Genomic DNA, 19,922 nt, shown 5'->3' with positions numbered 1-19,922 from the left:
TTAAATAAAGGCAAAAATCGGCTATGCGTTTTATACTTCTTCTTGTTCCAAGCCTTCCTGAAAAGAAAATGAGGCAAGGCAATGTGTAGAAGGGAGTTTAAAACGAATGTCCATTTTAGAATGTAAAAATATCAAGAAAGTCTATCAGACCAAGAATCTGACAACGGAAGCCCTCCGGGATGTAAATTTCTCCGTGGAAAAGGGGGAGTTTATCTCGATTATGGGAGAGTCCGGTGCAGGAAAGACTACCCTCTTAAATATCCTTGCTACCCTGGACAGTCCCAGCTCCGGTGTTCTTTTATTAAATGGAAGGGACGTGGGGAGTCTCAAGAAAGAAGAAGTTTCCGCCTTTCGAAGAAAGGAACTCGGATTTGTCTTTCAGGACTTTAATCTTTTGGATCAGTTTAATAACCGGGATAATATTTTCCTTCCCCTTGTTTTATCGGAAGAGAAAGAAAGCCTGATGCAGGAGCGTTTAGCAAAAATGCAGGGGATTCTGGGAATAGAAGAGCTCCTAGAGAAGTATCCCTATGAGGTGTCCGGCGGACAAAAGCAACGTATCGCCATTGCCAGAGCCATGATAACGAACCCCTCACTCCTTCTTGCGGATGAGCCTACAGGCGCGTTGGATTCCGCGTCTTCAGAGATGATTTTACAGCTCTTTCACAAGATTCATGCAGAGGGACAGACTATTTTGATGGTAACCCATTCCCTTCGGGCCGCCTCCTACGCCGATAGAGTCTTATTTATCAAAGACGGCGTGGTTTTTCATGAGATTTATCGGGGAAATGAGGAGGGACAGCGTGATTTTATGGAGCGTATCTCCGAGGCACAGCTTGTACTGGGAAGACGGAAGGAGGTTTAGGCATGCGCTTTTTTATGGCAAGACGCTTCGCTCTGAAAAATCTCCGGGCGAATCGACTTTTAGAAATACCCTTTGTACTTTCTTCCGGGATTATGGGAATGCTTTTCTTTATCATGGCTTCTTTACTGGACAATCATTACGTAGAAACCCGTCATAGGGACTTGCCCCTTTTTATCCAAGTCGGTACGATTCTTCTTTGCATTTTTACTTTTGTATTTGTTCAATATGCAGTTAATTTCATGCTGAAGAAACGAAATAAGGAGTTTGCTCTTTATGGCATTTTGGGCTTGGAGAAGAAGCATATCCGAAAGATTATTGCCATTGAATTTTTCTGCCTCTTTGCTTTTATCCTGTTACTGAGCATTGTGGGCGGATATCTCTTTGGGCAAATGGTCTTTCTCATGCTGAACTTCATCATGAAAGACGTGTCGGGGAGGCTGATGGACTTTCCCTTCAGCTTTACCACCCTGTTCTATACCACGGTTTTGCTCTTTGTCCTCTATCTTTTCACCTTGCTCCGCAGCAGTTTTCGGATTTCCTTTTCTACCCCGATGGCGCTTTTACAAAAAGGACATGAGGGGGAGGGTGAACCGAAGTCGAGAGTGCTTCTGTCTCTCATCGGCTTCCTTTTCCTCGGCGTCGGCTACGGTATTGCGCTCTTTATCCAAGGCTTACTGTCTTCCTTTACATACTTTTTCCTTGCGGTATTGGCGGTAATTTTTGCGACCTATCTTTTATATGTTTCCTTTTCCGTGCTGCTTTTGAAAATGGAGAAAAGGCGCCCTTCTTATTACAAGCCGGAGAAGTTCTTAAGCATCAGCGGACTTCTCTATCGTATCAAGGGAAATGTGGTTTCTCTTGCAAGTATTTCTATCTTGAGTACAGGAGTGATTTTGAGCCTTGCCACCACCATTTGTATGTATGCAAATATTCAAAATAAGGGAAACAGTTTATTTTCCAGAGAATACAGTATGGAGCTTTCCCCATTTTCCTATCCGGAAAAGGAAGGGGAAAACTTGAAGCAGTCTTTAAATCAAATGGTGCTGGAAAGCGTGAACGAGCCTTCCGAGGTAGAAGGTTTATATACCATGGCAACGCTTGCTACCGCGGGCTATGTAGAGGAAGGTCAAATCCTCCCTGTGCAAGGGCAAGAGAACATGGCGAATGCTAAAGATCCCAATATGATTATTCTTTATGATTTAGCCGGCTACAATGCCCGTTTTCAGAAGCATATTTTTTTAGGAGAAAATGAAATTCTGCTCTGCAACAATAGAAATACGCCGAAGAATCCGGGCAGTTTGAAAATCGGAGACCGGGTGTTTCAGGTGAGCTCTATTGAAAATATCTTGCCGGTGGACATGGTGGCTTTAGGAAGCTACGGCATTGTGGTGCGGGATCTTGCTACGATGCAGTATATAGAAAAATATTTACAGCCAAAGGAGCATCGCAGTGAATCCACTGCCATCGAATTGACCACCCATTGGAATCTGAAAGGGATTTCCGGGGAAGCGTATCAGCCGAAGTACAGCGCCTTAAAGAAACAGCTGAAGGCGTTTACGGAAAAAAATTTCAAGGGAAATGCCAGGTATTCTGTAGAAAATAAGGGCGAATACTTGCAATCGCAATATGAAGTAAACGGCGGATTTTTATTCTTAGGGGTGCTAATCGGCATCATTTTCCTGACAGGCACGGTATTAATCAGCTACTACAAGCAAATCAGCGAAGGCTATGAAGACAGAGAAAAGATGCAGATCATGAAGAAGTTGGGGCTTTCCGACCGTTTGATTCAGAAGACCGGGGCTTCTCAGATTCTATGGCTGTTCTTCGGTCCCTTAGCGGTGGCAACCCTGCACTGTCTCGTAGCCTCCAAGATTGTTTTCAGGCTACTGGGACTATTCGGAGTGGGAAGTCTGACCCTTTATGCCGGCTGTTTGTCCGCGGTACTTCTTGTCTTTGCGCTGGTTTATCTTGTGATTTTTCGGCTGACCAAGAAAGCCTATACGCGGATAGTAGAATAGGAAGATATTTTTTACAGAACGGGTGCGGATTGTGAAATGAGAAAATCCTCTTAGAGTGCGTTTGGTTTTGGAACAGGGAAAGTGAGGAAGAAAGAGATGAAAATGATAGGGAAACTTTTGAAACTTGCAGGAAAAATTGTTCTTGCGCTGCTAGCCTTTCTGTTTGTCTGTATTTTGCTTTATTTTGGAAAATTAAAGTTCGAGGAATTACAGGCTCACCGCGAAATCAAAGAAGTTCAGGCGGAAATGAAGCCCCTCTCCGCAGAGTATATACCGGAGAATATTTCTATTCTTTCTATCGGAGAGGCTGCCCATGGCTGTAAAGAAATGCAGGAGCTGAAGCTGTCTGTTTTCAAGGAAATGGTGGAGAAACGGGGCTTTACGGCATTTGCTCTGGAAGCAGACTATGGGGAGTGTGCGGAAATTAACCGCTATGTTCAAGGGGGAGAAGGAAGCGCGGAGGAAATGGTACAGAAGTTTGCCTTTCCCATTTACCATACCAAAGAAATGGCAGAGCTGATTTCCTGGATGCGAGAGTGGAATGATAGTGCTCCGGAAGAGAAGAAGGTCCGCTTCTACGGCTTTGATATGCAGGATCCGGAGGGAAGCTATGCCTTTTTAAAGGAATATAGCCTGTCTCACAAGCTGACGAGCGAAGAAGAGTTTTCAAAAAATCTGGACTGCATTAAGGATGAGAATTTCAGCTTAAACGAAAAGAATGCCGGGGAAGTCATCGCCTTTTTGGACAGCTTAAAGGAAAAGGCGGAGAAGAGTCCGGAAGAAGCGCAGAGGGAGAGGGGAAACACAGCGGATGAGCAGGACGCTACAGAAAAGCAGGTCTCCAATGACCATCAGGGCGGTATAGATAAACAAGCGTTTAAGGAGAATCAAGACTTTCTGATGGAGTTAAATACTGTCCGCCAAGCCGCGGAAACTTGGCTTTCCAAAGAGAATTCTTCTGTCCTTCGGGACCGGGATATGGAAGAAAATGTAAAGAAAATCTTGGAAATAGAGCAAAAAATCGGTTCCGGAAAGCTCGTTATTTCTGCGCATGACGGACACATTCAGAAGGAAAATCCGATTTATAACAGCATGGGCGTGCTTTTGACCAAGGACTTCGGGGAAGCCTACTATGCCATCGGAACGGATGTCTGGAAGGTAACAGACAATATCAAGGTGCTTGGAGAAGCTAAGAGAACAGTGCAGAGCTTTGTTTCCGTAGACCCTTTGGCGGCACAGGCAAGATTTGCGAAGGGAAAGCAATATGCCTTGTATTTTTCCAGCATTACAGACGAGAAAAGTAAAGTGCATCAGCTGATTCATACGCCGATGGAAATGTTACAGCTGGGAGAAGGCTACTCTTTCCTTCTGCGATTTTTGCCGAATTCTTATCGGGTGAAGGGGGCTCCCGTTCAGCGCTACGACAGCATGATTTATCTTTATGAAGGGAATCCGATAGAGCTTTTGGAGAAGAAATAGTGGCTGGCGAGGCAGAGTGTTTCTTGTAAAATAAAAACAAGGCGGAGACATCCTGCTAAGTAAAAATGCAAGAGCGTAATATGCAAAAGTATGTTATTGCATATTACGGTGTTGCATTATGTTAATGAACTCAAGCCGATTTAGAAGTTCTTTTCGCCCTTTTTCTTGCGATATGAATGCTTGGATGGTCACTTACTTTATACTTATAGCTTATTCTTTATAAAAAACCATTTTGACCTCTGCCCCGGAAATCCCTCTACTAGAATTATTTAAATATAAGTTTCCATTATTTGCCATGACAATATTCTTCACCACCCATAAGCCTAAGCCATGTTTATAAGACTTATCCTTTACTTTGCCGGAAATAAATTTATGTGTAAGTAAAGGTAATAAGTCTTTATCAAAACCTGTTCCTTCATCTCTGACGATCAAAACAAACTCTCCGGGCTCATCTTTAAACTCTACCGATATTACAGAATCTTTTTTAGAATATTCGACAGAATTAGTAACTATATTTTGCAGTGCTACAGCCACTTCCTCTTTATCTAACCTAATATTACTGCTTTCCCTTTTTATTACTTTTAATTTCAAGCCATTTAACCTACATATACTGGACATTACCTCAATCCAATATAAAATCACCTCATTACTGACAACATCTTTTTTCCCTTCCATCGTATAAGAAAAATTTTTTAATTTTCCAATATATTTTTCCAGTCTATCAATACCATTGAAAATATCCGAAAATCGATCGGAAGATAAACCGGGATTCTCTTCTTTTAATAATTCTAAATTACCTTTAATCAATGTGATTGGCGTTCTTATGTCATGCGTAAGTTGTTCCACCAACTCTTTTTGCTTAACTTGCATGTCCCATTGTTCACCAAGAGATTTTTTTAGATTTTTAGCCAATACATCAATCGAACAAAGTACTCCATCTATTTCTTTATACTTGGAATACTCTCTCTCATAATCTAAATCCATCCGACTGATGTTATCATTCGCTATAGCAATTTTGTGGATTTCCCTTTTTAATATATTTGATGAGCGAATGAGAAGCAAAGCAAATCCCAAAAACCAAATCGTCAGTATAAAAACAATATACCCCCACTCGAAATTTTCAAAGAGTTTATAGAGCTTTTTATTGGTAAATATAGCATTGACTTTATACCTTATTACCAATTGTCTATTTCCCATAGTATAAGTCTTAAAAATATTTGAGCCTATAATTTCATCACTTGTTGCTTTTCCGTTTTTTTGGGCTTCCTGTACTAAATTATCATATTTTTTATCAATAGTATTTTCTATTATTTTTCCATCTTTCAAATATAAAAAATCATAATAAAATGGAATTTCGGCAGGTGTCCAATCTTCTTTTTTAAAACCTTCCTCCACTTTTTCCGACTGAATATCCGCATAGTTGGCAGGGTGGATTACCCCGGCATTTAACAATACATTTAATCCTACATAAAATAATACAACGATAAAAAAACTATATACTAACTCTATAATTGCATATTTGCTGATTAAATATCTTAAACTCTTTTTATTTCCCACTGATAACCAACTCCCCAAACTGTTTTTATAGGATTTATGCGATAGGGCTCAAATTTACTTCTTATTAATTTGATTCGTTCGGTAATCGTTGTAGAACTATCACCCTCCTTATCATAACCATAAATTGCCGTATAAATTTTTTCTTTAGAAAAAACTTGGTTTTTATTTTTTAATAAAAACTCGCAGATTTCATATTCGCTATTTGTGAAACTGATTTCTTCATCATCAAAATAGAATTTTTTTGAAAGCAGATCGCAAGATATCGGATAATCTATAAGTTTTGAATGCTTTTCTCTATTTTCTCTTCTGATATGTGCAGCCACCCTTGCTCTAATTTCAGCAATAGAAAATGGTTTTGTTACATAATCATCTGCGCCCAATGCAAACCCTTCGACTTTATCTTTTTCGAAGTCTTTAGCGGTAAGTAAAATAATAGGAATATCTAAGATATTTCTGTATTTGATTAAAAAATCAAAACCGGACATTTCTTTCATCATGATATCTAAAATGATTAAGTCATATTTACATAAATCACTCGGCTCAACTTTGAGTGCCGAATCGCAAATAACGACATTATATTCTTTCTCAAAGGTCAACTGTAATAATTTCAGCAAATCTTTATCATCATCTATTATGAGAAGGTTCATGCCTTTTATTCCTCCATTTTACTGATTCCATCCCATTGATTATACCAAAATGAACATATACCCACACTTACAAATGAAATAAAAAAAGATAGAAAAAGATAAAAAACAATAGTGTTTAAATTGAAAGAGCGACAAACATAACCATATAGAAGTCGTATTGGATAAACAAATGGGAAGTAATACCATATGCCACTTCCTAAATCTGTTGTGCCTAGAAGAACGGCAGCCAAAGTAAAAATAGTACCTGGCAAAATAGAACCGGTATAATCAAATTTTAAACTTAAAAATTGATAAAACGGCACCATACTAATCAAGCCTACAGACCCGATCATCGTATAAACTTCCAAATCGGATATTTGAATCTTGATTCCATGAAAATATAAAAACAATAAAAAGGGTAATAGTACTATCCCTTCAATAGTAATTAGTAATATAAAGATAAATAAATATTTGGCAAAAAACAATTTTTTTCGACAAATGCCTATTCTCAAATCATTGGCATAGATCCCGGCTTTTTTATCGCTTTCATATAACATGGGAATAAAAAAACTGATAGAAAAGCCTGCCAAGGTCGTATAAGCTCCAAAAAAGTAGGCAAGCTCTACTCCTTTTAAGCTTGTGGAACTTAGAAGATATACAATAAAAAGACCGGTAAATAGTAAAGGGCACAAAATAATTACCATTCTGGACGGCGTTCTTTTAGTTCTTATCCAATAAGACTTTAAAATATTAAACATGACTTTTTCCTCTTTCCATTCCTATATTTAGAACTGTTATTAGGATATACACCATGACGCTTAACGCTAATCCGACAAACACGGCGTTCATAGATGTTAACGGCGATGATTTTTCTAAAAAAGTTCCATTGGGATGAACCTCAATAATCGGACATAGTATCCGCAAATTGTAATCCCAAGGGAAAAATTTCCAATAGGATGTTACAGCAATCATTGCCGATGGAAAGGTAAATACGAAATTAATTAAAATCACTAAATACTTTTTGTTAAATAAATTATAAATAAAAAAAGATAAAGCAATTATAGGCAAACTTCCAATAAACAAACAACAAGTGGCTAAGAACATGATTTTCAGACTAATTTCCTCTTGTAAGAAGAATCTTCCTACTAAATAAATTCCAATCGATGACAATATCAAAATTACAAATAATTCAAGAATAACCATTTCATTCTTGGCGATTAAAATCTTTTCCACACTTAGATTCAGTCTTCGTTGAAAAGTAAGATGCTCTTCTTTCTCTTTACTGACAATATTAACGACCAGTAGGCTTAATACAATAGGTAAAATCAGAACAGGATACCAGTTAAATGCTGTAGCCATTAAATAACTTCTTCCTTCAGGGCTTTGTCCCATGAGATTAACCATAAAAAGATTAAATAGCAGAAAAATAACGGGGACTATATATTTTAGTGTTGAATTAGCAGCTCTCTTTTCTTTAATCCATTCTACTTTAAGCATCTTAATCATTATTCATCACATCTTTCCTAACAATTTCCATAAATAAATTTTCCAGCTTAGACGGATTGGTATTTTGTCCTTCATAGCGTAAAAGTCCCTTATTAATAATACCAATTCTATCCGCAATCTGTCCCACTTCACTCAAAATATGACTTGACAAGATTATTGTAATCCCTTGACCTGAAAGCATTTTTATCAGTTCTCTTAATTCTTGTATTCCCAAAGGATCTAGCCCATTTGTCGGTTCATCAAGAATAAGTAATGCCGGACTGTTAATTAGTGCCATTGCAATGCCGAGTCTCTGCTTCATACCTAAAGAGAACTCTTTTGCTAACTTTTTGCCGGTATTCGTCAATGAAACCATCATAAGTACTTCATCCATTTTCTTCCTATCAATATTTAGTAAAGTGGTAATAACCTCTAAATTCTCATAAGCTGTTAAATTAGGATAAATAGCCGGATGCTCAATAATCGCTCCAATATTCTTTACATCATTTGCGTTTAATGGATGATTTTCAAATATCACTTCACCTGAGCTTTTTGGAATTGATCTTGTAATTATTTTTAATAATGTGGATTTTCCGGCACCGTTAGGACCCAACAGACCATAAACTGTACCTTTTTCCACTTGAATTGAAACATGATTTAGCGCAATCCCATTTTTATATTTTTTTGTCAGTCCTTTTGTTTCTAATAGGATACTCATATGATTAACCTCCATCCTTTTGATGATATCGTTATAAAAAATAAAAATAACTGGATTATAACAATGAGGAGAACCCAATAGAGATTTTGGAGAAGAAGTAGTGACTGGCGAGACAGAGTATTTCTTGTAAAATAAAACAAGGCGGAGGTATCCTGCTAAGTAAAAATGCAATAGCGTAATATGCAAAAGTATGTTATTGCATATTACGCTATTGCATTCTATAATGTTCCTGGAGATTATTATGAGTATACGCGATATCTCTTTTTCAGGAGGTGATTTTATGCGCTTTATAGGAAGAGCATTCGAACTAAGAGAATTAGAAGAGGAATACGGGAAAGGGAATTTCGCTTTATCGGTTTTTTACGGCAGAAGACGAGTAGGGAAAACCTACCTGATTAAAGAATTTTTAAAAAGAAAAAAAGGCTATTATTTTGTGGCATTGGAATCCAATGCGCTGATCAACCTGAGCCTTTTGTCACAAGCGATCTATGAAGCTTGCGGGAATCTAAAGGGCCTTCCGGATTTTCAGGATTTTGAGGCAGCTCTCCGTTATTTGTTTGCCTACGCGGAAGAGCACAGAATCGTTTTTGTCATCGATGAGTATCCCTATTTAGCCCAAAGTGCGGAGCATATTTCCTCCCTGCTACAAAAACTAATTGATGAGTATAGGGAGAAGAGCAAGCTCTTCTTGATTTTGTGCGGCTCTTCCATGAGTTTTATGGAAAATCAGGTACTGGGCTACAAAAGTCCGCTTTACGGACGACGGACAAGCCAGTTAAAGGTTCAGCCCTTTGGATATTTGGAAGCGGCCGAGTTTGTCCCTTCCTATAGCTATAGAGATAAGGCCATTGTCTATGGAATCACCGGGGGAATTGCGGAATACTTAAGCTTCTTTGATGAAAATGTAGATTTAAAAAGCAATATTATTCGTAATTTCCTGAAACCCAGCGGAAGATTATTCGAAGAGCCCGATAATCTCTTAAAGCAAGAGTTGAGACAACCCAAGCTTTACAATGATATTCTTTTTGTGATTTCGGCAGGGGCAAGCAAACTAAATGAAATTGCAACGAAATTGAATATGCAAAGCGGGGGACTAAGTCATTATCTGAATTCTTTATTGGAGCTTGGAATCATTGAGAAGAAAACACCGGTTTTAGACCGTAAAAGTAAGCGCCCTATTTATCGGATCAAGGATACGATGTTTCGTTTTTGGTACATTTTCGTACAGAAAAATTTGAACTTGCTCAATATGGATTTGGGAGAACTTGTATACGAAAAACAGGTTGAGCCAAAACTCAATGAATATATGGGGACTGTATTTGAGCAGATTGTTATAGAATATTTTGAACAAAGACTGCGAAAAGGAGAGTTGGACTTCCTACCGGAAGACTATGGAAACTGGTGGGGAACGGACAAAATCAGAAAGAAGGAATCCGAAATTGATTTACTTGCTTTTGATGGAAAGGACCGCTATTTATTTGCCGAGGTAAAGTGGAGAAATCAAAAAATAGATGCGGTGGTTTACCAAGAATTATTGGAAAAGGCAAAGCCATTTCCTGCGAAGAATAAAAGCTATTGGTTGGTCAGTCTTTCCGGATTTGAAGACTTTCCCGCTGAGAAAAATCTGGAGCGAATCACTTTAGAGCAAATTTATGAGATAGGACGACAAAGTATTGACTCCTTCTATTCAGAAAGCAATATGCGTTCACTGAAAAAATCTATAAAGGAATTGCGTGAGGGCAAGGGAAAAGCGCATGAGCTTATAGAGGTAGAGGATGAGAATTGATTGGTTTACCGCAAAACGTGCCAACCATAAAACGTGCCAACCATAAAACGCATTTTGACGTACGTGATAAAGTACGGTATAATGGGACATAGAAAAACTTATGAAAAATGCAGTATGGAAAGAAGATACGAATACAAGGAGATAAGCAATGGCTTCAATTAGCATTACTAAGGCAAGAGCAAACCTATATCAGACGGTTTCAGAGGTAAATGAATCTTCTCAGCCAATCACAATTACCAACAATAGAGGTAAAAATGCGGTATTGATTGGAGAGGAGGATTGGAAGGCTATTCAAGAAACGTTGTACTTGAATAGTATTCCGGGTTTGAGCCAAAGTATTTTGGCGTCAAAGGAAGAAGATTTATCAGAATGTACAAGTTACGATCCTAATGAGGAGTGGTAATGTATTTGATAAAGTTCAGTAAAAATGCAGATAAAGACAAAAAGCTCCTTAAGGGTGCAGGCCTGGAGAAAAAGACAAAATTTTTACTTGATATCATTGCAGAAGATCCATTTAAAAATCCCCCAGCTTACGAGAGTTTGCTGGGGAATTTAAGCGGATTTTATTCCAGAAGAATTAATATTCAGCATAGGTTAGTCTATACAGTATACGCAGAACAACTCATGGAAAATAATGTATCTTATGAAGGCATTGTACAGGTTGCCCGGATGTGGACGCATTATGAGGGAATCAGGTAATAGAATATTGCTTTGCATAAAAATCAATTAGCTTTAAAGGAAAAAGAAATTTCCTATCAATAGTCGTTTAAATGTATAGGAGAAATCATGAAACAATCATTAGAAGAAAAACAATCACTAGCTATGGAAGGCTTAGCGTCTGGAAAGAATTGCGGACAGCTGGTGCTTCTTGCCTATCAAGAGGAATTAAATCTGCCCGAGGAGCTTCTGCTTTCTCTCTCTGCGGGACTCATTGAGGGCTTAGGAACCTTAGAGGGGACTTGCGGTGCCTTAATAGGGGCAAATCTAGTTTTGGCGATGAAAAATAAGGGAAATCCAATGGTACAAGTGGAAGCTGCCCATCTTTTTCAGGACTTTGAGAAGTGTTGCGGAGCCAGTATCTGCAAAGACTTAAGAGGCATAGGTAAAGAAAAGCCTCTTTGCAGCTGTGAAGATTGCATCAAAGAGGCAATTGCCTTACTGTATTAGAAAGTTTTAGAAATCAAGAAATCCTTTCTTCCACCTCCTGATAAGGATAAGCCTTACGGAGTGCCTGATAACAGGGACAGTCTTCTTCGTGGTCGTTAATTATGCCACAGGCTTGTAAAAAAGAATAGACGATGACGGGGCCGGTATACTGAAAGCCCCGTTTTTTTAAATCCTTACTGATTTCTTCGGAGAGCATATTTTTAGCCGGCATTTCCCCCTTTTCATGTCCCCGGTAGCAAAGGCTCTTTCCACCGGAAAACTTCCAAAGATAAGCATCAAAACTTCCTTCTTCTTTTTGCAGGGCTAAAAATGCTTTGGCGTTTTGAATCATAGCTCTGATTTTCCGCTCCGACTTAATCATATTTTCCGTATGCATGATTCTTGTGATATCTTCTTCCGTAAATGCTGCGACTTTTTCCGGGGAGAAGCCGGCAAAAGAACTTCGAAAAGTTTCTCTTTTTCGAAGAATTAGGGCCCAGCTAAGTCCTGCCTGCATGGATTCCAAAAGTAAGTATTCAAAGAGCTTTTGATCCTCATGGGTGGGCACGCCCCATTCTTTATCGTGATAGGATATCATTTCCGCACTGCTGTTTTTCCATTGACAAGCCATAGCACCTCCTTTTTTAGTATTATAGCAGAAATTGTTTAGCAGAAAAAAATTTTTATCTCTGTGACCATTCCTTTCTTTTCTCCGTCTTAACAGAGGAAGGCGAAAGAAAAAGAAGCGAAAAAGAAAAGGGAGTAAAGAAGAGGAATAAAAGGAATATTCCAAGAAGAACAGAAAACAAGGAATTCGCCGGAAGAAAGGATAAGGAGAGAGATTATGATGAAGAAAATGAGGAAGAGCATGATAAACAAGAAGCTTTTAGCAGTGGTCTTAGGGCTGTCTATGGCTTTAGTGGCTTGCAATGGAGGGAAGGCTAGTACAAAGTCTTCTACTACAGCAGAATCTATAGTAGATGGTAAGGCCACAGAGATTGATTCGGAAAAGGACGGTACTGCGGCAGCAAAGGAAAATACGGAAGGGACTACAGTGGCTATGGAAGAGCAGTCTATTACAGGAGGCTGGAGTATGCATGAAGGACATTTTTCTCCAAAGGATAATCAGGAAGCAATGAAGGCCTTTCGGAAAGCAACGGAGGGAATGACGGGATATCGTTATGAAGTGCTTTCCGTTTTGGGTTCTCAGGCAGTTTCAGGAACGAATTATGCCTATCTTTGCAAGGGGGAGGTTGTTGTACCTGATGCAAGTCCTGTTTATCTTCTACTGTACGTTTATGAGGATCTTAGCGGCAATGCAGAGGTTCTTGGCAAAAAAGACATTTTCTCAGGAAGCGAAGAAGGAATGACCGGAGGCTTTACTCTAAATACAGGAAAGACGGAGCTTAAAGATAATGAAGAGGTAAATGTGGCTTTTAAAAAGGCTTTGGGAGGCATTACCGGTGTAAGCTATGAGCCGATTGCCTACCTTGGCTCTCAGGTGGTTTCTGGAACAAACTATGCAGTTTTATGTTTTGAAAAGGCAAGTACAGCATCTTCAGAAACGAAATTAAGTATTGTTACCGTCTATGAAGATCTTGAAGGACATGCGGAAATTTTAAGTACAGAAGAAGTGGAATTTGGCGTATAATAAGGAGGTATCGCGCCTTTGCCCTATCAGCGGCAAAGCAAAAGGAAATTTAGGAAAATAGAAGTAGGGAAAAATGCAGGTAAGTAAGAAGCTTAGTGACGATGCTACATGGATTAATATTGATTCTCAAGAAATTACAGAGAAGTTTAAAATCTACGAAGAGTATGATATTGATCCGAAAATTATTGACTATGCTTTGGATGAAAATGAGCATGCTCACATGGATTATGATCGGGAGGACGGAACTGTAACCTTTATTTACAGCGTTCTGGAGTCAAAAAAAGACAAGGAATACTATGAAACGGTTCCGATGACTTTTATTGTACAGAAAAATCGTCTGCTGACCATCAGTAACGAGGATAATGACTATATTATTCAGAAAATGTGTTCCTATGTGGATACGAACGAAGAGCTTTCTATTTACACCCTGCTTTTTGCAGGTTTGGAAATGATTTCCAATGCCTATTACCCCGTAATTGAGCGACTGGATAAGCAAAAGGATGAGATAAATCATTTGCTTCGGAAGAAAACAACGAAGCGGAATCTTTATGCCCTTTCCGATTTGGAGGTGGGGATGATTTACTTACATTCTGCGGCTACACAAAATCGCTTGCTTTTGGAACATATACAGGCTCATGCCATATACCGTAGCTTTAACGAAGAGGAGATAGCACAGTTTGATGATGCCATGGTGGAAGCCAGACAGCTGGTTTCCATGACGGAGCTTCTCTCTACCGTGGCTCGCCAGCTTTTGGATTCCTACAACAATATTTTGAATAATGACTTGAATAACAACCTGAGCACCTTAACGATTTTTGAAATTTTACTGAGTGTGCTTGCGGTAATTACCGGCTTCTTCGGAATGAATGTACCACTTCCCCTTATGAATGATCGAAAGGCTTGGATGCTGATTTGCGGGGTGAGTGCACTCATTTGGATAGCCCTAACTTGGATTATGCGCTGGATTATTAAACGAAGATAAAGGATGGGATTCAGAAGGATGGAAGACCAAAAAATTATCGCCTTGTATTTTCAAAGGGCGGAGACTGCGATTACGGAAAGCAAAAATAAATACAGCCGCTTACTCCTTTCCATTTCTTATGGCATTCTAAAAATCATGGCGGATGCGGAGGAGTGTGAGAATGACACGTATTTGAAGACCTGGAATGCTATTCCACCGAAACAGCCGGAAAATCTGCAAGCTTTTTTGTCGAAGATTGTTCGGAATCTTTCTTTAGATCGTTATGACAGCTTACATGCAGAAAAGCGTGGAGGTGGAGAAGTTCCTGTGGTACTGGAAGAACTGTCGGAAGTCCTTCCGGATAAGGGGGCAATTCCGGGAGAGAGTAATTAGATTTCGGAGCTGATAGACTCATTTTTATCAACCTTGAAACCGGAGAGCAGAAATATATTCATGAGAAGATATTGGTTTATGGATTCCGTATCGGAGATTGCAGAGGAATCCGGTTTTGGTCTTAGCAAGGTGAAAATGAGTTTAAGTCGTACCAGAGAGCAGCTTAAGCTTTTCTTAGAGCAGGAGGGATATCGTTTATGAAAGAAGACAGCAAACGACTGCTTCGAGGAATGACAGAGGTAAGTGAGCAATATATTTTGGAAGCGGAGGCATTTTACCAAAAGAAAGAGGAGCAGGACTTGGTAGGTAAAAACCGGGAAAGCCTCGAAAGAGAAGCTATAGAAAAAGATAGTAAAAACATAGAAAGAAATCTCGAAGAAAAAGGGAAAATTATCGTGCTTCCCCGGATTCTGGGCTTTACGGCTTCTATAGCGGCTGCTTGCTTTGTTCTTTTTGTCGGAGTGGGCATGCTTGCTCCCAAATCAAGCAGTCCTGATTCCTTGGCATTACAGGGGACACAGGGGGCGGATTTTGGCGACATAAAAGCGGGAGGGTGGAATGCGGAAGAAGTAGATTCTTTGCAGAAAGCTACAATACTTACAGGCTTTGCTATGCGTATCCCGGAAGGAAAAGAGCCTTTCACGAAAAAAATATTCACGGTTATAGGTGCAGATATGATTGAAGTACAATATCTGCAAGAAGAAAGCTCTGCCCCGGGATATTCTATCCGAAAGGCTAGAGGTGAAGGGGATATCAGTGGAGATTTTACGGAGTATGAGGAAGTAAAGGAAGTGAACTCCGAAGGAAGAAAAGTTACATTAAAGGGCGAAGCCGGAAGATATTCTTTAGCATTATGGGAAGAAAATGGCTTCAGTTATTCGATAGGCGCATTGGAGAAGCCAATGACGAAGGAGGAGATTCTGGAGTTGGTCAGTGCGGTGGAGTAAGAGATGGAGAGAAGAGTATAAGTCTGTTTTAATCGCGAAACTCCGTTAAATCCACAATTTCCGTTGCCACCTCCTGTAAATTTTTATTTGAATAGAATTTATAAATATAATATTAGCTTTATATAACTTTTAGACATTTCCCGTGGGGTTTTGCTATACTTGTAGCAGAGCATGAAATGCTTAGCGGGGTAAGCATTTTTGAATACGGATAGTCAGTTTTTTTAAGGAGGAAATAAGATGTTTGAACAAGTAAAATTAGACTACAGTTTTGATGCGTTGGAACCGCACATTGATACTTTGACGATGGAAACCCACTATGGGAAGCATCATGCCACCTATACGAAGAACTTTAACGATGCCGTAGAAAAGGCGGGCTTAAGCGGGAAATCGGTAGAAGAAATTCTTTCGTCTTTATCTTCCGTTTCAGATGAAGCGGTGCGGAATGCTTTACAGAATAATGGAGGCGGATATTATAACCATAATCTGTATTTCTCCACGATGAGCCCGAAGGAAAATACGAAACCGAGTTCGGAACTGGAGGAGGCCATCAAGAGGGACTTCGGATCACTCGAGAAGCTGCAAGAGATTTTACAGACTTTGGCACTGGGACAGTTCGGCTCCGGATGGGCATTTTTAGCTGCTGATAAAGAGGGAAAGCTCTATGCCACGAAATCGCCTAATCAAAATAACCCGCTGATGGAAGAGGGACATCACACACCAATCCTCGCGATTGATGTATGGGAGCATGCCTATTACCTAAAGTATAAGAATTTGAGAGGAGAGTACTTGCAAAACTTCTTTGCCGTTTTGGACTGGGAGAAGGTAAGCGAAAATTACAGAAACAGATAATGCATCATATTACAGAAATAGAGCATACTGCATTATATAAAGAAAGTTTTAGAAAACTTAAAATTGGCTATTGTATGATTCACAAGCTTATAAAAAAAGGGGGATTACATTCCCCCTTTTTTAGCGCCTAGATATCTATAGGTTTGAGTTCGTTGATTTTCTTTTCCCTCCAAAGTAAGAGAAGAAACAATAACGACATCATTAACCAATAGATGAATTTCAAAGTTTTCCACATAGTTTTATTCGATTCTTACGTGATGCTTCAATTGGAAATTCTCATCATTGGAACACAAATAGATGATTCCTTCGATGAAACCGATAATCGCAGGGATTCCTGTCCAGCAGAACAGAAGATACAAGATGCCCATGCCGATTTTTCCCAGATAAAACTTGTGTACCCCAAGACCGCCTAATAATAAAGCCAATATGCCGGCTACAACTTTGCTCTTTACAGGCCAAGCGGGATTGATAGCACTATAATATACCGGTTGCGGCGCAACCTGTTGAATCACTACCTGTGGCTGTACCTGTTGCTGATATTGTTGCGATTGTTGTTGAAATTGCTGTGCTGCCTGTTGTACAGCCAATTTTTCACCACAAAACTTGCATTCTGTAGCCTGTGGATCAAGTGGTGCTCCGCATTGTGGACATTTGTTTTCTGCCATTGTGATAATCCTCCTAAAATTTTATCTTCTTCCCATTATATACATAGGAATCGATATTATACAATAAATAAACAATAGAATTAAATGTACCAAGACAAAATAAGCATTTGGCATGGTTACAATAAAGGCGATATTGAGTCCGTCCAGAAGAACGGTATAAGCCACAGTTGTAATCAATAGAGGAATATAAAAACCTGTTTTAATCGGCTTTAGGATGATATTTCCAAGTATAAAATAGAGTAGCAGAATGAAGCCTATGAGCTCAAAAGCCAGAGCGGTTTCAAAATTTTTCAATGTATCAATATGAAGGATAGCAAAGAAAATATACAGAATGATTACAAAATAAAAGATTGTTGCAAAAGCGGATAATCCTATCGTCAAAGCTTTTTTCTGCATTATTCGACCTTCTTTCCGCACTCGGGACAGAACTTTGTCCCCGGTGCAAGCTTATTTCCGCATGAACAGATTATCTCACTGTTGTTGAATCCGCACTCAGGGCAGAATTTGGATTTTATAGGGATTTGCGCTCCGCAAGAAACACAAGTTTTGGTTTCCTCCCGACGTATGGGATTTCCTACGGTTTGTCCCATGGCTGCTCCCATATTCAAGGCTGCTCCAAGACCTATACCCCCGGCTGCAAAAGCACCGGCCACACCGCTTTTATTGTTGGCGGCTCCTTCATAAACATCGAAGGAACGCTTGGTTACGTATCTTCCCTCGCCCATAATCTCAAAAGCGGCCTTATCTTCCAAAATCTTATTGATCTTTTCGAAATCTTCATCAGGGAAATTAATGGATTGAACAAAGAAGTTTATTACCGTAAATCCATATTTTTCAAATTCCGGAGCAATCTGATTTTCTACCTTTAAGGAAATTTCCTCAAGTTTTGCGGAAATTTCGAGTGCGGATATCCCGTTATTAATGATGGTCTCGGCAATGGCCGACTTTGCTTTGATAACCAATAATCCTCTATAGTACTCCTTGATTTTATCAAACTTAACAATATCCGCCTGTTGCATGCCACCGATTAATTCTTTGAACAAACGAACGGCATCTAAAACACGTAAGCCCATTTGCCCAAAAGCGCGTATCCGGAGCTTTACATAGTATTTAGGGTCAATCAATTGAATAGGATCATTGGTTCCCCAGTGAATATCTAAACGCACAGTTGTGTTGACAAAGTATATCTCTGCACTAAAGGGGGTCCTCCCTCCGAAGGGAAGATTGATTAATCCTTTTAAAAGGGGTAAGTTTTCAGTCGCAAGAGTGTAGGTACCCGGATAAAAAACATCCGCGACAATACCGCTTTTTACAAAAATAGCTGCTTGTCCTTCCTGAACAATTAACTGAGTACCAAGCACCAAATCTTCTGATGGATATTTGTAAATCAGCCAATCCCTACTTTTTAAACCGTCAAAACGAACAAGGTTGATGAATGCCATAGCTTAGTCTCCTCGTATAAAGCAAGAATAATGCTCCTAAAAACATAAAAGAAAAACCTAAAATCACAGAAAAAAATAAAAAATAATGTCAAGGTGAATTTAGCAAAAAGAGGCTTTAAAGTCAAGGAGACACTGTTGTTTAGTCCCTTTTTACCGAATTCACTTTTAGCTAGATTCAAGCTTAAAAGGGAATCGATCAGGAAGAAAGAGCTTTCTCTTCTTTTGATTATATGCTACTATTAATTTGCTTGTACGATGCTTATTTCAATAAGCATGGAAAAGTTTGTTTTTCGATTGTTGATTCTGAATCCACATTTCTTTTTCGATTCGATTTTTTATTTTTCCATCATGTTTCAACTTCATTTTTATCTATCTCACAGCTTTATTTTTAAATTTAATTTCAGCTTTTTTCGGCGTTGTTTTTTATGTATTTTCAGTTTTGTTTCAATCTATTTTCAGTTTTGTTTCAATTTATTTTCAACTTTGGATTCCCTCTTTTTATAAATAATTTCAGGTTCATACCAATTAAGGATTATCTTTCTTTAGAAAGGAGCGATTATGGTTTCGAAAGACAAAAAATGGATAAGAAAGGGAAAGTTTTGTATACTCCTTTTTCTTCTCTGCAGCGCACTGTATCTTTTTCTTTCCGTAGAGGAGAGGGGTGCAAAAGTGCTTTATCGGGGAAAGGCAGGAGAACAGAGTGAAACTGCAGAAGCTATGGAGAATGAGACAGATGCCATGGAGAATGAGACAGACGCCATGGAAAATGAGACAGAAACCATGGAAAAGGAGAAAGAAGCCATGGAAAAGGAGACAGAATCTGCGGCTGAGAACCGTTCGCATGCGATACAAGATTCAAAGGATGAAACCGAAAATAGCACAGAAAAAGAGCAGGTGAAAGAACTTGTTTCCGAGAAGAAGAGCGGAAAAATCAATATCAATACTGCAAATTCCGAAGAACTGCAGAGCTTGAAGGGGATAGGGCCTTCCACCGCAAGCAGTATCATTGCCTATCGGGAAGAATATGGCGGCTTCTCCAGTATCGAAGAAATTATGAATGTGAAACGGATAGGAGAGAAAACTTTTGCCAAGATAAAAGATCGGATTTCGGTGGAATGAATCACGGAGATGTCTGAATCGTCTTTTTCTATGTCAATTTAACATAGAATTCGATTTCTATAGAATTCGTTCGCGCCTCTTCTTTGTCATTTCTTCTTTGTCCTTAAATCTATAGAATATTGTAAGCTTTATCTCTTGTGCTTTTTCGGATGGACGATTATCATCTTAAGATATGGTTAGGCTACAAAGAGCAGAGCTATTGCTAATTTGCTTTA

23 protein-coding genes are annotated in these 19,922 nt (G+C 39.1%); 14 read left to right on the top strand and 9 right to left on the bottom strand.

The window, feature by feature from the left end; genetic code table 11:
- Positions 1 to 106 precede the first annotated feature (106 nt).
- The 3 genes from HMPREF9624_RS04830 (at position 107) to HMPREF9624_RS04820 (ending at position 4,362) form a co-directional block, all read left to right on the top strand.
- Positions 107 to 865, top strand: coding sequence for an ABC transporter ATP-binding protein (locus HMPREF9624_RS04830; RefSeq protein ID WP_009536779.1), 759 nt, complete (start codon positions 107 to 109; stop codon positions 863 to 865).
- Positions 866 to 867: 2 nt separating this feature from the next.
- Positions 868 to 2,883, top strand: a complete 2,016-nt coding sequence (locus HMPREF9624_RS04825; protein WP_009536778.1) for an FtsX-like permease family protein — start codon at positions 868 to 870, stop codon at positions 2,881 to 2,883.
- 96 nt (positions 2,884 to 2,979) lie between these two features.
- Positions 2,980 to 4,362: an erythromycin esterase family protein gene (locus HMPREF9624_RS04820; protein WP_009536777.1), complete on the top strand. Its 1,383-nt coding sequence runs from the start codon at positions 2,980 to 2,982 to the stop codon at positions 4,360 to 4,362.
- Between the two features lie 210 nt (positions 4,363 to 4,572).
- Here the strand turns inward: HMPREF9624_RS04820 and HMPREF9624_RS04815 are convergent, their stop codons facing one another.
- From HMPREF9624_RS04815 to HMPREF9624_RS04795, 5 genes are read right to left on the bottom strand one after another with little or no spacing between them, the layout of a single operon-like run.
- Positions 4,573 to 5,919: a sensor histidine kinase gene (locus HMPREF9624_RS04815; protein WP_009536776.1), complete on the bottom strand. Its 1,347-nt coding sequence runs from the start codon at positions 5,917 to 5,919 to the stop codon at positions 4,573 to 4,575.
- Positions 5,898 to 6,566, bottom strand: coding sequence for a response regulator transcription factor (locus HMPREF9624_RS04810; protein ID WP_009536775.1), 669 nt, complete (start codon positions 6,564 to 6,566; stop codon positions 5,898 to 5,900). Before HMPREF9624_RS04810 ends, HMPREF9624_RS04815 begins: the two co-directional genes overlap by 22 nt.
- 5 nt (positions 6,567 to 6,571) lie before the next feature.
- On the bottom strand, positions 6,572 to 7,303 hold the full coding sequence (locus HMPREF9624_RS04805) for an ABC-2 family transporter permease (RefSeq protein WP_009536774.1): 732 nt from the start codon (positions 7,301 to 7,303) through the stop codon (positions 6,572 to 6,574).
- Positions 7,296 to 8,051 (bottom strand): ABC transporter permease, encoded by a 756-nt coding sequence (locus HMPREF9624_RS04800; protein ID WP_009536773.1) that lies wholly within the window; start codon positions 8,049 to 8,051, stop codon positions 7,296 to 7,298. The genes HMPREF9624_RS04805 and HMPREF9624_RS04800 overlap by 8 nt, the downstream gene beginning before the upstream one ends.
- Positions 8,044 to 8,748: a lantibiotic protection ABC transporter ATP-binding subunit gene (locus HMPREF9624_RS04795; protein WP_009536772.1), complete on the bottom strand. Its 705-nt coding sequence runs from the start codon at positions 8,746 to 8,748 to the stop codon at positions 8,044 to 8,046. Before HMPREF9624_RS04795 ends, HMPREF9624_RS04800 begins: the two co-directional genes overlap by 8 nt.
- 280 nt (positions 8,749 to 9,028) lie before the next feature.
- Between HMPREF9624_RS04795 and HMPREF9624_RS04790 the strand changes: the two genes are divergently transcribed.
- The 4 genes from HMPREF9624_RS04790 (at position 9,029) to HMPREF9624_RS04775 (ending at position 11,701) form a co-directional block, all read left to right on the top strand.
- On the top strand, positions 9,029 to 10,534 hold the full coding sequence (locus tag HMPREF9624_RS04790; protein ID WP_009536771.1) for an ATP-binding protein: 1,506 nt from the start codon (positions 9,029 to 9,031) through the stop codon (positions 10,532 to 10,534).
- 148 nt (positions 10,535 to 10,682) lie between these two features.
- Positions 10,683 to 10,937 carry a type II toxin-antitoxin system Phd/YefM family antitoxin gene (locus tag HMPREF9624_RS04785; protein ID WP_009536770.1) on the top strand — a complete coding sequence of 85 codons (255 nt, stop codon included), beginning with the start codon at positions 10,683 to 10,685 and terminating at the stop codon, positions 10,935 to 10,937.
- A complete protein-coding gene (locus tag HMPREF9624_RS04780; RefSeq protein ID WP_009536769.1) occupies positions 10,937 to 11,233 on the top strand; it encodes a Txe/YoeB family addiction module toxin in 297 nt (98 codons plus the stop codon). Before HMPREF9624_RS04785 ends, HMPREF9624_RS04780 begins: the two co-directional genes overlap by 1 nt.
- Before the next feature lie 87 nt (positions 11,234 to 11,320).
- A complete protein-coding gene (locus tag HMPREF9624_RS04775) occupies positions 11,321 to 11,701 on the top strand; it encodes a C-GCAxxG-C-C family protein (RefSeq protein WP_009536768.1) in 381 nt (126 codons plus the stop codon).
- Between the two features lie 13 nt (positions 11,702 to 11,714).
- Here the strand turns inward: HMPREF9624_RS04775 and HMPREF9624_RS04770 are convergent, their stop codons facing one another.
- Positions 11,715 to 12,311: a DNA-3-methyladenine glycosylase I gene (locus tag HMPREF9624_RS04770; RefSeq protein WP_009536767.1), complete on the bottom strand. Its 597-nt coding sequence runs from the start codon at positions 12,309 to 12,311 to the stop codon at positions 11,715 to 11,717.
- 213 nt (positions 12,312 to 12,524) lie between these two features.
- On the opposite strand from HMPREF9624_RS04770, the gene HMPREF9624_RS04765 reads away from it, so the two are divergent.
- From HMPREF9624_RS04765 to HMPREF9624_RS04745, 6 genes are all read left to right on the top strand, one after another.
- Positions 12,525 to 13,331 carry a hypothetical protein gene (locus HMPREF9624_RS04765; RefSeq protein ID WP_009536766.1) on the top strand — a complete coding sequence of 269 codons (807 nt, stop codon included), beginning with the start codon at positions 12,525 to 12,527 and terminating at the stop codon, positions 13,329 to 13,331.
- Between the two features lie 73 nt (positions 13,332 to 13,404).
- Positions 13,405 to 14,313, top strand: coding sequence for a magnesium transporter CorA family protein (locus HMPREF9624_RS04760; RefSeq protein ID WP_009536765.1), 909 nt, complete (start codon positions 13,405 to 13,407; stop codon positions 14,311 to 14,313).
- Between the two features lie 18 nt (positions 14,314 to 14,331).
- Positions 14,332 to 14,685 (top strand): RNA polymerase sigma factor, encoded by a 354-nt coding sequence (locus HMPREF9624_RS11395; RefSeq protein WP_009536764.1) that lies wholly within the window; start codon positions 14,332 to 14,334, stop codon positions 14,683 to 14,685.
- On the top strand, positions 14,686 to 14,886 hold the full coding sequence (locus tag HMPREF9624_RS11745; protein ID WP_154646741.1) for a sigma factor-like helix-turn-helix DNA-binding protein: 201 nt from the start codon (positions 14,686 to 14,688) through the stop codon (positions 14,884 to 14,886).
- Positions 14,883 to 15,632, top strand: a complete 750-nt coding sequence (locus HMPREF9624_RS04750; protein WP_009536763.1) for a hypothetical protein — start codon at positions 14,883 to 14,885, stop codon at positions 15,630 to 15,632. Before HMPREF9624_RS11745 ends, HMPREF9624_RS04750 begins: the two co-directional genes overlap by 4 nt.
- Before the next feature lie 237 nt (positions 15,633 to 15,869).
- The gene (locus HMPREF9624_RS04745; RefSeq protein ID WP_009536762.1) at positions 15,870 to 16,481 is read left to right on the top strand and encodes a superoxide dismutase; all 612 of its coding nucleotides are present in this window, start codon (positions 15,870 to 15,872) and stop codon (positions 16,479 to 16,481) included.
- A 239-nt stretch (positions 16,482 to 16,720) separates the two neighbouring features.
- Here the strand turns inward: HMPREF9624_RS04745 and HMPREF9624_RS04740 are convergent, their stop codons facing one another.
- The 3 genes from HMPREF9624_RS04740 to HMPREF9624_RS04730 are packed head-to-tail and all read right to left on the bottom strand — an operon-like array spanning position 16,721 to position 18,588.
- Positions 16,721 to 17,146: an NINE protein gene (locus tag HMPREF9624_RS04740; protein WP_009536760.1), complete on the bottom strand. Its 426-nt coding sequence runs from the start codon at positions 17,144 to 17,146 to the stop codon at positions 16,721 to 16,723.
- A 21-nt stretch (positions 17,147 to 17,167) separates the two neighbouring features.
- Positions 17,168 to 17,542: a hypothetical protein gene (locus HMPREF9624_RS04735; protein WP_009536759.1), complete on the bottom strand. Its 375-nt coding sequence runs from the start codon at positions 17,540 to 17,542 to the stop codon at positions 17,168 to 17,170.
- The gene (locus tag HMPREF9624_RS04730) at positions 17,542 to 18,588 is read right to left on the bottom strand and encodes an SPFH domain-containing protein (protein WP_009536758.1); all 1,047 of its coding nucleotides are present in this window, start codon (positions 18,586 to 18,588) and stop codon (positions 17,542 to 17,544) included. Before HMPREF9624_RS04730 ends, HMPREF9624_RS04735 begins: the two co-directional genes overlap by 1 nt.
- A gap of 558 nt (positions 18,589 to 19,146) precedes the next feature.
- Here HMPREF9624_RS04730 and HMPREF9624_RS04725 point away from each other — a divergent pair.
- A complete protein-coding gene (locus HMPREF9624_RS04725) occupies positions 19,147 to 19,707 on the top strand; it encodes a ComEA family DNA-binding protein (RefSeq protein WP_009536757.1) in 561 nt (186 codons plus the stop codon).
- Positions 19,708 to 19,922: the final 215 nt, after the last annotated feature.

The sequence above is a fragment of the Oribacterium asaccharolyticum ACB7 genome (assembly GCF_000238075.1).
Classification (GTDB): domain Bacteria; phylum Bacillota; class Clostridia; order Lachnospirales; family Lachnospiraceae; genus Oribacterium; species Oribacterium asaccharolyticum.
This window is presented reverse-complemented; position numbering and strand designations above follow the sequence as displayed.

Coding starts and splice junctions, on each gene's coding strand:
- HMPREF9624_RS04745 (WP_009536762.1), top strand. CDS start 15,870: ATGTTTGAACAAGTAAAATTAGACTACAGTTTTGATGCGTTGGAACCG.
- HMPREF9624_RS04725 (WP_009536757.1), top strand. CDS start 19,147: ATGGTTTCGAAAGACAAAAAATGGATAAGAAAGGGAAAGTTTTGTATA.
- HMPREF9624_RS04730 (WP_009536758.1), bottom strand. CDS start 18,588: ATGGCATTCATCAACCTTGTTCGTTTTGACGGTTTAAAAAGTAGGGAT.
- HMPREF9624_RS04735 (WP_009536759.1), bottom strand. CDS start 17,542: ATGCAGAAAAAAGCTTTGACGATAGGATTATCCGCTTTTGCAACAATC.
- HMPREF9624_RS04765 (WP_009536766.1), top strand. CDS start 12,525: ATGATGAAGAAAATGAGGAAGAGCATGATAAACAAGAAGCTTTTAGCA.
- HMPREF9624_RS04790 (WP_009536771.1), top strand. CDS start 9,029: ATGCGCTTTATAGGAAGAGCATTCGAACTAAGAGAATTAGAAGAGGAA.
- HMPREF9624_RS04780 (WP_009536769.1), top strand. CDS start 10,937: ATGTATTTGATAAAGTTCAGTAAAAATGCAGATAAAGACAAAAAGCTC.
- HMPREF9624_RS04795 (WP_009536772.1), bottom strand. CDS start 8,748: ATGAGTATCCTATTAGAAACAAAAGGACTGACAAAAAAATATAAAAAT.
- HMPREF9624_RS04775 (WP_009536768.1), top strand. CDS start 11,321: ATGAAACAATCATTAGAAGAAAAACAATCACTAGCTATGGAAGGCTTA.
- HMPREF9624_RS04740 (WP_009536760.1), bottom strand. CDS start 17,146: ATGGCAGAAAACAAATGTCCACAATGCGGAGCACCACTTGATCCACAG.
- HMPREF9624_RS04830 (WP_009536779.1), top strand. CDS start 107: ATGTCCATTTTAGAATGTAAAAATATCAAGAAAGTCTATCAGACCAAG.
- HMPREF9624_RS04750 (WP_009536763.1), top strand. CDS start 14,883: ATGAAAGAAGACAGCAAACGACTGCTTCGAGGAATGACAGAGGTAAGT.
- HMPREF9624_RS04810 (WP_009536775.1), bottom strand. CDS start 6,566: ATGAACCTTCTCATAATAGATGATGATAAAGATTTGCTGAAATTATTA.
- HMPREF9624_RS04785 (WP_009536770.1), top strand. CDS start 10,683: ATGGCTTCAATTAGCATTACTAAGGCAAGAGCAAACCTATATCAGACG.
- HMPREF9624_RS11395 (WP_009536764.1), top strand. CDS start 14,332: ATGGAAGACCAAAAAATTATCGCCTTGTATTTTCAAAGGGCGGAGACT.
- HMPREF9624_RS04820 (WP_009536777.1), top strand. CDS start 2,980: ATGAAAATGATAGGGAAACTTTTGAAACTTGCAGGAAAAATTGTTCTT.
- HMPREF9624_RS04800 (WP_009536773.1), bottom strand. CDS start 8,051: ATGATTAAGATGCTTAAAGTAGAATGGATTAAAGAAAAGAGAGCTGCT.
- HMPREF9624_RS04760 (WP_009536765.1), top strand. CDS start 13,405: ATGCAGGTAAGTAAGAAGCTTAGTGACGATGCTACATGGATTAATATT.
- HMPREF9624_RS04805 (WP_009536774.1), bottom strand. CDS start 7,303: ATGTTTAATATTTTAAAGTCTTATTGGATAAGAACTAAAAGAACGCCG.
- HMPREF9624_RS04770 (WP_009536767.1), bottom strand. CDS start 12,311: ATGGCTTGTCAATGGAAAAACAGCAGTGCGGAAATGATATCCTATCAC.
- HMPREF9624_RS04825 (WP_009536778.1), top strand. CDS start 868: ATGCGCTTTTTTATGGCAAGACGCTTCGCTCTGAAAAATCTCCGGGCG.